This window comes from Clostridium rectalis (assembly GCF_900626095.1).
GTDB classification, from domain to species: Bacteria; Bacillota; Clostridia; order Clostridiales; family Clostridiaceae; genus Clostridium_AS; species Clostridium_AS rectalis.
Genome location: NZ_UYZZ01000004.1, coordinates 375,942 through 387,589, shown reverse-complemented (window position 1 = coordinate 387,589; position 11,648 = coordinate 375,942). Strand labels below are relative to the sequence as shown.

At 29.3% G+C, this 11,648-nt stretch carries 8 protein-coding genes; 4 read left to right on the top strand and 4 right to left on the bottom strand.

All coding sequences use genetic code 11. The annotated features are described in order from the left end of the window. The first annotated feature begins 500 nt into the window (after nucleotides 1-500). The gene (locus tag EJL03_RS08905) at nucleotides 501-1,565 is read left to right on the top strand and encodes a glycosyltransferase (protein WP_125153611.1); all 1,065 of its coding nucleotides are present in this window, start codon (nucleotides 501-503) and stop codon (nucleotides 1,563-1,565) included. A 700-nt stretch (nucleotides 1,566-2,265) separates the two neighbouring features. On the opposite strand, the gene EJL03_RS08900 is transcribed toward EJL03_RS08905, so the two are convergent. Then, nucleotides 2,266-2,682 (bottom strand): helix-turn-helix domain-containing protein, encoded by a 417-nt coding sequence (locus EJL03_RS08900; RefSeq protein ID WP_125153610.1) that lies wholly within the window; start codon nucleotides 2,680-2,682, stop codon nucleotides 2,266-2,268. A 176-nt stretch (nucleotides 2,683-2,858) separates the two neighbouring features. Here EJL03_RS08900 and EJL03_RS08895 point away from each other — a divergent pair, with 176 nt between their 5' ends. Both EJL03_RS08895 and EJL03_RS08890 read left to right on the top strand, forming a co-directional pair. Beyond that, a complete protein-coding gene (locus EJL03_RS08895) occupies nucleotides 2,859-3,461 on the top strand; it encodes an RNA polymerase sigma factor (protein WP_125153609.1) in 603 nt (200 codons plus the stop codon). Between the two features lie 17 nt (nucleotides 3,462-3,478). Continuing rightward, entirely contained in the window at nucleotides 3,479-4,039 is a 561-nt protein-coding gene (locus EJL03_RS08890; protein WP_125153608.1) for a sigma-70 family RNA polymerase sigma factor, read from the top strand. A gap of 28 nt (nucleotides 4,040-4,067) precedes the next feature. Here EJL03_RS08890 and EJL03_RS08885 read toward each other — a convergent pair whose 3' ends face one another. The 3 genes from EJL03_RS08885 to EJL03_RS08875 form a co-directional block, all read right to left on the bottom strand. Further along, nucleotides 4,068-6,071 carry a sensor histidine kinase gene (locus tag EJL03_RS08885; RefSeq protein ID WP_125153607.1) on the bottom strand — a complete coding sequence of 668 codons (2,004 nt, stop codon included), beginning with the start codon at nucleotides 6,069-6,071 and terminating at the stop codon, nucleotides 4,068-4,070. Nucleotides 6,072-6,245: 174 nt separating this feature from the next. Further along, nucleotides 6,246-7,862, bottom strand: coding sequence for a hypothetical protein (locus tag EJL03_RS08880; protein WP_125153606.1), 1,617 nt, complete (start codon nucleotides 7,860-7,862; stop codon nucleotides 6,246-6,248). A gap of 32 nt (nucleotides 7,863-7,894) precedes the next feature. Further along, a complete protein-coding gene (locus EJL03_RS08875) occupies nucleotides 7,895-9,484 on the bottom strand; it encodes a chitinase (protein ID WP_125153605.1) in 1,590 nt (529 codons plus the stop codon). 327 nt (nucleotides 9,485-9,811) lie between these two features. On the opposite strand from EJL03_RS08875, the gene EJL03_RS08870 reads away from it, so the two are divergent. After that, a complete protein-coding gene (locus EJL03_RS08870) occupies nucleotides 9,812-11,482 on the top strand; it encodes an amidohydrolase (protein ID WP_125153604.1) in 1,671 nt (556 codons plus the stop codon). Nucleotides 11,483-11,648 lie beyond the last annotated feature (166 nt).

The following is an 11,648-nucleotide window of genomic DNA, read 5'->3' as shown; positions in this document are numbered from 1 at the left end:
ACATTGCCTACTTCTTTAACCTCATTTAGTATTGATTCTTTTAATTCTTTTGTATAACTTCTACCTCTCACAAGTTACCTCCAATTACTTTTCTTCATTATATCTAATGCATAAGCAATTGTCCAAGCGTTTTTAGGGGCTTAAGAGTTAGCAAACCAAACCATTACAGCTGGAAGAGCATTTGATTGGACTGTTCCGAGTACTCTAGCTAATGGTACTGACTACGAAATTGAGTTCCAAGGATTAGTACCTGGTGTATATGCATGGACCAGCACATATATTTCTGGTGTAGTTCCGCAAGCATATTTGATAGTGAACACATTTAACCATAGTCAACTTGTTCCAACTATTAGCTAAATAATAAACTAATGTAATATAGAATTTAAAACGCAGGGTGCATGAACTGTCCCCTGCGTTCCTAGATAATATCTTATAAATCACATATCGTTATAAATATGAATACTAATATAAAATAAAGATTTGCTTTAGGGGGAATTAATATGATAAGTATTAGTTTATGTATGATTGTTAAAAATGAGGAGAAAACTATTGCAAGATGTCTTTCTTGTGTAAAAGATATTGTAGATGAAATTATAATTGTTGATACTGGTTCAACGGACAAAACGAAAGAAATAGTTAGTGAATTTACAAATAAAATCTATGACTTTCAGTGGGTTGATGATTTTTCTGCTGCTAGAAATTTCTCTTTTTCTAAAGCAACAAAAGATTATATATTGTGGCTTGATGCAGATGATGTAATAATGGATGATGACCAAGAAAAACTAATAAGACTAAAACAAACTATGAGCTCTGACGTTGATATTGTGCTTATGCGATATCATGTTGGTGAAGACAAAGATGGAAAAACGATTTGCTCTTTTCCAAGAGAACGACTCTTAAAACGCAGCAAGAATTTTATATGGCACGATTTCATTCACGAATACCTTATTTTGAAAGGTAATATTATAAATGTTGATATTGGAATCACTCACAAAAGCACTCACGGTCTTATTAGTAGAAACCTAAATATTTTTGAAAAAAAACTTGCAGAGGGATATACTTTTTCTGATAGAAATTTATTCTATTATGCTCGAGAACTTTTTTACAATAAAAGATACCAAGAGGCAAAAGAATATTATATCAAATTTCTGGATACCGAAAATGGACTTACTTCTAACTATATTGACGCATGCTTAGATCTTTCCTATTGTTATCAAAGGGTATCTGATAAAAAAAATCAGCTAAGAACATTGTTAAGATCTTTAGAATATGCCAGTCCTCGTGCTGAGATTTGTTGTCGTATTGCCTATTTATATAAAGAAGATTCCTTATACCAAAGAGCTATTGAATGGTTTGAATTAGCAACACGCTTAAAAAAACCTAACGGAAATACTACTTCAGTTATTCATGATTTTTGGGACTATATTCCCTTAATGGAACTTTCTATTTGCAACTTTAAACTAGGTAATTATAAAGTTGCAAAATACTATAATGAACAAGCTGGCATTTACAAACCTAAGGATAAAACATATCTACACAATAAAGAGCTACTAAAAAATTTCTAAGAGATAACCCTTATGTTCTAAAACAAAACCAATAAAAGTTTTAATCAAAATATGATAGCATTATAAAAATAGATAACCTAGACTTGAAAACCTATTGTTCTCACCAATCTACTCATGTTTTTTTTAAAAATTTATAAAATATAAAGCTAATTTCTGCTTCAGTTTCGTAATCTAAACCTATTATACATTCTTTAAATACAATGATAAAACTAATATATAAATACAAAGTTTTTTATATAACTTTTTAACTTTAAGGGTGTAATTTTATTAATCATCTTCTTTTAAATTATCTTTTAAGCCTTATTATTTTTGACTAATAGGAATGAGGTTGTATGATGTAAAACTCTATCCCAAAACATCATTATAAGATATATTCTCTCAAACATTGTACCTTATATTTGTCATTTAATTTCTTCTCTTTTTCTCATATCTAATATGAAAAAATTTGAAAATTAAATTATAGCCTATATTTTATAATACTATAACTTTTAAATAATCATTTTGTTTCATATTTATAGTACCATTTTTTTAATTACTAAAACATTTGAAGCAGTCCTTATTCCTATACCAAATAAATCTTATATTTTAATTAATAATATAATATATATTTTCTTTGTATTTATTTATATTATATATATTCTATAGGACAAATTCTTCCTGTAAATGATGACATTTTAGTCTACCTTATATGGCAAATTTGTCATTTTTTTATTATACACTCCCCATAATCTATATCCTTCTCTAATCCTAATAAATACTTTTCTAACTTATCATAATCATAGCTCCTTTGCTGATAATCTATAAACCTATCAGCTTTATTATTTATAGATTTTTTTAACATATTATAATTTCTTAACTGAATTTTCCCTATAATTTTATATTCATTTCCTCCGCCCTCTCTTTTGATTACTGTAATTGCTCCTTTCTCCCTAAGCTCTTTAATATATCTTGTAACACTCCTCAAACTTCTTTTAAGTCTCTTTGCCAAAGTTTTTTCACTAGGATAGCAACTATCTTTATACCCATAGCAATAACTCATAAGAATTACATAAAGTTTAAAAGCACCATCACTTAAATTCTTCTCTAAAATTTCCTCTTCTATCAAAATAAACTTCACAAAAATCCCTCCATAAAAAATCCTTTTAATATAAAAAAGTACATATATTTATAAAATTGTGACATTGTATATAATTTTTACTATTTTTTTATTTTTCATGTCACAATTTATTTTTTTGAAGAACATTATATAGTGTAAAGGTTTTTAATATATTTAAATTTAGGAGGTCTGATTTCGTGTTTCAAATGAAAACTGCCCAGCTTTTAATGGGTATACAAAAAAATGACAGGAAGTGCATACACATAATCATGAATGCCCTAAACTGTTTTACAGCAAAGGAGTACACACTTCAAATTTCCTCAAAAGGTAATCCACATGTGGATTGGGAAGACTTAACTCAAGAAGTATATTATGAATTTTTAAACAGCTATACTAATTTCCAGGGAAATAGCCATGGCGAATTGTGCAATTTCACCAAAAAAATAGCGAAACATACGGTTAAAAAGTATATATTAAATCATGAAAAACATGCAAATTGCTTTAGTCTTTATAATGAAACACATAAAAATTTAACCCTTATGGACTCCCTGGGTAACGAAGATACTATGGATTTAGAATATGAAAATCTAATTCCTAAACATATAATAGATAAGCTATCTCCTGAAAATAAAGAACTCTACCATCTTTTATCAAATGAAAATTTTAGCTATAAAAAATATTGCAAAGAAAAGAATATAAGTAACCCCACTGCACGAAAAAGAGTACAACGCTTTAGAAAAGCATTAAAAGAAGAAATAGAAAAAGAATACCACTCCCTATCAAAGCTTTTATATAATTAAAGATTAAGGACAAAAAAATGGATATAGAAAAGTTAGTAATAAAAGCAAAGGAAGGTAATAAAAAGTCTCTTGAACTACTCCTTTTAAAGTTAAAACCTTTAGTACTAAAAGAAGCTCAAAAAGTATTTATTAAAAACTATAGTATGGAAGATTTAATTCAAATCGGGTATGTATCAATATTAAAATCTATAAACAAATATAATCCAGCCAAAAAAAGATTTTTAGGCTATGCCTCCGCTGCAATAAAAAACAACTATAACTACTTAATAAGAGAAAAAAGTAATATGCACTTTGAAGAAAGCTTATATAAGGAGACCTTTCAAGGACTAACTTTAATGAATCTTTTACACTCCTCTGAAAATATACAAGAAGATTATATAAAAAAAGAACTTTTAACTACTCTTTATAAATCTATAGACAAGCTGTCAAAAGAAGAAAAGGAGATAATAATTTGGATATATTTTCATGAAAAATCTTTAAAAAGTTATTCCATCTTTAAAAATAAAAACTATGGTCAATGTAGATATCTAAAAAATAAAGCTTTAAAAAATTTAAAACACCATTTAAATAAAATATAGTCGTGTCAAAAGCACGACTATATTTTATTTAATAGATATCAGAAAACTCTACACACATTTTCTCTATGATTTTACTATCTTTAATATAATCTAGAGAATTAGGGCAAGAAGCCTTTTGTAAAACTTCATTACTAGGGAAAAATATAGTAATTTCAGTACCCTCTCCCTGTTTACTTTTACATTTTATGTCTCCCCCCTGAAGATTTACAAAGGATTTAACTAAGGAAAGTCCTATACCACTCCCCTCATTTCTTCTAGTAAAAGATTTATCTGCCTGAATAAAACGTTCAAAAACTGCCTTTTGTTTACTTTCTGGTATACCTACTCCATTATCTTTTACATTTATTTCAATACCGTCATTTTTATCACTTAAACTTACAAATATCTCCCCACAATCCTTACTAAACTTAATAGAATTAGATATAAGATTAAGCATAATTCTTTCTATAAACTCTATATCACACATTACATACTTTTCCTCTGTATCTGTATCAAATACTATATTTAAATTTCTGCTATTAACATATGTAACCACAGAATCCACTATATTTTCAATAACTTCCACAATATTATAACGCCTCATTTTAGCCATTACAAAACCTGCCTCTAGCTTTGTAGTATCAATAAGATTATTACAAAGCCTAAGTATTCTATAACAGTTTTGCTTCATTATACCATTGTATTTATTTATCATCTCTATATTATTTTTATCTATATAAATTTTTTCCACTTGCAATGCACTATATATAACATTTATAGGTGTTCTTATTTCATGACATATATTTGCCAAAAACTCAACCCTTAAATTATCCTTTTCTTCTAATTCCATTTTAAGTCTTTCATATTGTTTTTTCTCCAAAATATCTCTAACTACAATAAGTTTGTAAATCTTATCTTCAAGCTCGATAAAATCATTTGTAACCTCCACATGAATAGTTTGTCCACCCTTTGTTACAAACTCTGTTTCCATTGTGGATAAAACATTTAATTTTTCTTTTTCCTCACTGCATTTCATAAGTAAACATATATCTTTATACATTAACTCACTATAGCTATCATATTTCAATATTTTTACCAAGCAGGTATTTGCATACACTATTTTTTCATCTTTAATTAAAAGTATCCCCTGTGGCAGTAAATCTAAAAATTTTTTATACTTATTTTTACTCCTTTTAAGCTTATCCTTAGCCCTATTAAGCTCCATATTATTTTTTTCAAGAACTTTATTTAAATTCTTCATCTGCTGAGTTTTTATAATAAGTTTTCTAAAAATAGAATCGTAAGGATCCTTTAATATGCTTTTAATTGTTGCTTTATATAACATATAATAGGATAGAAATTTAAATAAATGCCCTACAATATGAGACAAATCATAATTTTTAATATATATTACATAGACAACATCGGATAAAGCGGAAAATATTAAAAATTTTTTAAAGTCACTATAAGATTCCTTACTAAAATAACTTTTATTATCCCTTAAAAGTTTAGTACAATATAAATATACACCAAAGCTAATATAATCATTTAATATCTTAAATCCAGTTGGACCTGATGAACTTATGAAACAAGTTGGGAAATTTTTTGTATAAAACACCATATATAAAATTGAACTTACTATTAAAATATATATAAATATGGTTTTAAGTATATTTATATTTTTATTTATTACCTTAAAAGCTATACAAGAAGATACAGCCTTTAAAGTCTTAGATATGATAGCTAATTGTATATACATATTATAATTAGCTTTATTATGAGAATAAACCATTGTATGCATAAAATCAACTGTGCTAATAAAAAAGAAAGAAAGTGCTAAGAAAGTAAAAAAACTGTTTTTGTTATATTCATAAGAATTTGCTGCAATAAAACCCATACAATATCCTACTATTATAGTAAACATTTCCAAAAAACTGTGAAAAAAAATATAGTTCTCTCTTGAAACAAATAAAGTTATTATTATTAAACTCAAAACAAGCAACATCACTAATAAGTTTCTTCCTTTTAATCCCCCATTAATTACCTCTCTCATTTATTACCCCACCGCCTTAATATAATGACAAGCTATTTTCTTTTATTATATTTTAACATATTTTTCTTTTATTATGTATTATTTTCAAAATATTATATACCTATTTACAAACTTTAGTTAGAAAATTTCTATAAAAAGAAGCAATGATGAATAACTCATCATTGCCCTTACACTTTACCAGCTACCATTCCAAAATACTTTATGATATAGGTGATAGTTTTTATTAAATTCATAATCTGAAAATAGACTTGTTTTAAATCTAATGTCTATTCCACCCTTAGCTCCTAACCTTCCTGTACCCGTTACATTTTTAACTAATTTGGAATCTAAGGTTTTAACATCTAAATCAACATCAGTTTCTCCGTAAAATCTGTTAACTATATTAACTGGAACTATGCCCCCTATTATTATTCCTGCGTTTAACTCCGTTCCAAAATTTAAATTCAAATTTCCTTTACCTTCCCCATGGTAATTCACCTTTGGTTTTGAATTTTTCTGTTCCTCTGTAGGTAATGTACTAACTTCATTAGGATTAGGATAACTTCCATCTGCAAGCACATTAAAGTTAGTAACATTATTTTTCCCATCTATATCCTGAATATATATTCCCTTATCAATATAACAAGAATAATTAGCCCCCATAACAGCAGTAGCCTGTACATTTCCCCTTAAATCCATAGTTATAAATATTGTAGCTCCTATAGGAATCTTTTCCCATGCACCAGTTTTTACTTTAGCCTTTAAAGTTCCTATATTAAAAGTTAAAGAACCTATTATAAACTTGTCTTTCATGTCCACTCCTTCAATTACATTGTTTTTAAGGAAAGGTACACTACTTAAAAATTCTATTATTTTAGACCCTGTATTTTTTCCCTTTAAGTTACTTAAATTCTCTACATTATTTATACCATTATATGCTTTTTTAAGATTAGATAAATCTATATTTTTATTAACATTTACATTAAGACCTGTATTAATATCAAGGGTGGTTATAAATCTTGCCTTTAACTCTTTCCATTTCAGTTTTTCAAATTTAATTCCCATATCCATAGAAGAGTTTTTCATACTAAGAGTACCTGTTAATCTTATTTGATCATCCTTTGTATTTTCATTTCCATCTCCATCATATATAAGTGAATCATTAAACCCTATATAAATATTATTTATTTTATATCTATCCCCATCTTTTTGTATGTTATCACCATGGATATTTAAATCATTATATATATTTTCAAGGCTCCAGTTAGAAGCAGCTACTTTAGGCATTAAACTATTTTCCAAAGGAGTTTTTATATATGCCCCCTCTGGCAAACTATACTGAACCATATTATCTAAGGTTAGCTTTTCAGTATTTTCCATGCTTAAATCTGAAAATATTTCATCTATATCTGGTTGGGAAACTTTTATTATCTTTTCTTCATTAGTATCAGACTCTACTTTTTCTACCTTCCCCATATATCCAAAGGGATTTTCTTTGGATGGTTTTATATAAAATACATCCTCTTCCTTTAAGGATTTTAACTTATCATCTTCTGTATTTTTTATTTTAATAGTGCTTCCATTATCCCTTGGAAAATCTACTACATCAATGTTTTTTTTATCTTTAGTTTCCGATTCTATGCACTTTATCTCCTTTTTTACGTTAGCTTCTCCTACAACCTCTTGCGAAATATCAAAAGCTTGTACATTATTTTTTATAGGCTTAGCCTTTACTGATAAAGAAAGGAAAATATTAGAGGATATAAACATCGCACTCATAAATATACTTAGCTTTTTACTTAACTTATTCATAACCTTCCCCCTTATGTCTCCCTAAATTTATCCTATTTAACTAATTCCCAAGGTGTATCCCAAGAATTCTTTACCTCTGTATCTGGGAAAAATCCCTTTGACCACCACTTTGCCTTATAAACCTTACCTTTATAACTAACAGTACTTCCAGCAAAGTATTCCTTATTGACATTAAATTCTGCTGCACCTTCTACTATCTCTCCATCTCCATCTCCATCTCCATCTTCTCCTTCACCTGGTTTCTCACCTGGTGTTGTTCCTGTTTCATCTCCTGGATTCTCTGAGCCTTCATCATCTATAAGCTCCCAAGGTGTTTCCCAAGAATTTGCTACCTTTGTATCTGGTGCAAAACCCTTTGTCCACCATTTAGCTTTATAAACTTTTCCTTTGTGACTAACCTTATCTCCTGCAACATATTCTCTACTATCACTATATACCAATACTCCTCCTACTTCTCCTCCATCTCCTGGGTCCTCAGGATCTGTTACCTCTGGTTTTTCTATTACTTCTGTTCCATCATTTGAATCATAATTTGAAAGTATTTTACCAAACTCAAATTTTTCTTGTAATATAGAACTATCTGTTATGGATACATAGTTTGTTTCTCCATTAGGATTTTGATTATCTCTATTTACAGACCACATACCTATAAGTCTCATACCTACAGTTTTACCAAAATTCACAACTTTTCTTCCCTCATTTTGATCAACTATATTTCCACTATAGTCTAAACCATTCATAGGAGTTACCCCTATCATTTTCCAAATGTCCTTATCACTTTTTTGAATGTTTTCAGATGAATAAATACTTTTTAATTGTTTATGAACACTTTTAGCTGAATCTATTATTAGATCCCCCATGGTACCATCTGGCACTTTACTACCAAAGCACATAGTCATTACATTTAATCCACTTAACTCTACTCCATTTTTTACTGCATTTTTTACCACATCCACTCCATTGGTCATACCTGAAGGAAGCACTGGAAGTGTATACCAAATTTCTAAAGGATGCTTTTCTTCCTTAAGTTCCTTTTGAAGCAATGCAAGTGCCTTTGAACGTCTTTCTATAGAATCATTATCCGCTGCCCATGCTCCTTCGATATCAAAATCCACATGAGTTAATCCATAATCTTTAATAATTTTTTTATAAACATCCTTTAATTTATTAACATCCTTAATTGATGAAGCTAGTGGAACATTTGCTTCTCCCCCAAAAGAAACCATAACATCTCCACCCATTGCTCTTATACCTTGAATTTCTTTTAATAAACTTCCGCCTTGATAATCTGTAGGTCCTTCTTCCATATCATAATATGTACCCCAAGATGGTTGTCCATTTTTATCAACTACAAAACCTAATATAAAGTGTTTGCATCCAGTAGCCTTTGCATATTCTGTAAGAGAAAATACAGGGTATGAACAAGCATCCACATAAGGAGCAAATACAGTAGTTCCCCAGTACTCTTGTCCTATTCCAATATTTGTAGCTAGTCTACTTTGTGAAGTTTCAATTCTTACGCTCTGTGCCTTAACTACACTATTTCCTGTGTAAATTGAATTAGCGGCTATGGAAGCTACCACTGCAGATAAAATAAGCGCCGTAAGTTTTGGTGTTTTCATAACTTATCCCTCCAAGTAATTTAAATTTATTTTTTAATTTAATTATGCTTATAATTATAGCTTCGTTTTAATTACAAATAACTTTAATTTAAATTATTATTTTTTTAAACTTTTAATAATATTTTATCTATTAGTTTGATTATATACCTTTAAATGTTATCAAAGTAAAATATGTTACTATTTGTTTAAGTTTGTGTAATAAATCTATATATTGTCTAAATAACCCTCCATACTCCCTTATATTTCTTTGACTGTGGAAAATCATGGTGATATAATCAGTGCCGAAACCGACTTTACAGTCAAACTTTAAGGAGGAGATATTTAAAAATGACACTTTCTAGAAAATGGAATGCAGAAGCAGATACTATTTTAACTAATGGAAAAATATATACTGTTTCTCTTACTATTGAAGAAATTAAAAAAGGAAAAAAGGATTTTCCCATTTTAGAAAATGGAGCAATAGCTATTAAGGATGGTAAAATTATTGCAGTAACAGATATGGGGGAAATAAACTCCTATAAAGGAAAAGATACTGCCATAATTGATTTGAAAGGACAAACTGTAATTCCAGGATTAATAGATTGTCATATGCACGCCTTTTTCACTGGAATAAACCTAATGAATATTGACCTTAGTAACACAACTTCGCTAAAGGATTTACAAAATCTTTTAAAAGATAGAGTTTCTATTTCCAAACCTGGTGAGTGGATTAATGGTCAATGCTGGAACAATTCCAACTGGGAAGATAGTACTTTCCCAACTCGTAAAGATTTAGATAATCTATCTAAAGATAATCCAGTATTTTTCATGAGAGTATGCTACCACGTGGCAGTTGTAAACAGTAAAGCACTAGAACTAGCTGGCATAACAAAGGATACTAAAGACCCTGAGGGAGGAGTCATAGGCAGAGACGAATTTGGAGAGCCAAATGGACTTTTATATGAAAACGCAGCACTGGGATTAGTGCAAAGTGTAATCCCTCCTTTCACCAGTGACCAGTTAGTAGACTCTATAAGTGCTATAGGAGAAGAATTAAGTGCCAATGGTGTTACTGGTGTTATAGATGCAAACTTAACCATGGAACAAATGCGTACTTATTATAAAGCTTATAAAATGGGAAAACTTAAATATAGATCTCGTATAATGTATTATTTAGATACTGCTGTTGGCTCTTGTAAGGAGCATTTAAAAAGACTAGATGAAGCAGCTACAATAACAGGATTTGGTGATGATATGCTAAAATTAAATGCTGTTAAAATCACCTTAGATGGTACCCCATCTTCAAAAACTGCTTGTATGAGACGACCTTACAAGTTAGATCCAACAACCTGTGGATTTACTACTGTAACAGAAGAAGAACTAAAGGAAATGGTAGTAAAGGCACACAGCCTTGGATGGCAAGTTGGAATCCACGCTGTTGGAGATAAAACAGCGGATGTAGCCTTAGCTGGATTTAAAGCAGCAAATAAAATAAGCTCCATTAAGGAAAGAAGACACTATTTAATTCATCATCCTTGGCCTTCTAAAGACCAACTAGAGATTATGAAAGAGTTAAATATTGGTGTTACTGTACAGCCAACTATGCTTCATTTGTTAAATGAGGCACCAGTATTATATGATGATATGGCACAAAATAATATACCATGTAAAACATATTTTGAAAATGGCATTGTTACAGGAGGAAGCTCCGACGCTCCTGTGGTACCATTTAATCCATTCTTAGGTATGTGGGCAGCAGTTAATCGTAAAGACTTAAATAAAGATTTGTGGGGCGCACATGAGAGAATTACCCCTATAGAAGCCCTAATAATGTGGACTAAAAACTCAGCCTTTTTCTCCCATGAAGAACACATAAGAGGTTCAATAGATGTGGGAAACCTAGCAGATATAGTAGTAGTGGATCGTGACTTTATAAAAGGACCTAAAGAAGATATCCTAAACACTAAAGTTAAATTAACTCTATTAAACGGAGAAGTTATCTATAAAGATGAAATTTAATTAAAAATAAGAATAAAAAAAGAACTAGTAAATGGCTACTAGTTCTTTTTTAGAAATGTATTATATTTTCAATCAGTATATGACCTGATTATTTTTATGACTTTAGATATGCTTTCCATTAGAGGACATTAAAGATTTGATATATATTATAAATCCGTTCATTATT

Bases quoted from the DNA above. Each gene is read 5' to 3' on its own strand.
- EJL03_RS08890 (WP_125153608.1), top strand. From the start codon at position 3,479: ATGGATATAGAAAAGTTAGTAATAAAAGCAAAGGAAGGTAATAAAAAG.
- EJL03_RS08875 (WP_125153605.1), bottom strand. From the start codon at position 9,484: ATGAAAACACCAAAACTTACGGCGCTTATTTTATCTGCAGTGGTAGCT.
- EJL03_RS08885 (WP_125153607.1), bottom strand. From the start codon at position 6,071: ATGAGAGAGGTAATTAATGGGGGATTAAAAGGAAGAAACTTATTAGTG.
- EJL03_RS08880 (WP_125153606.1), bottom strand. From the start codon at position 7,862: ATGAATAAGTTAAGTAAAAAGCTAAGTATATTTATGAGTGCGATGTTT.
- EJL03_RS08870 (WP_125153604.1), top strand. From the start codon at position 9,812: ATGACACTTTCTAGAAAATGGAATGCAGAAGCAGATACTATTTTAACT.
- EJL03_RS08905 (WP_125153611.1), top strand. From the start codon at position 501: ATGATAAGTATTAGTTTATGTATGATTGTTAAAAATGAGGAGAAAACT.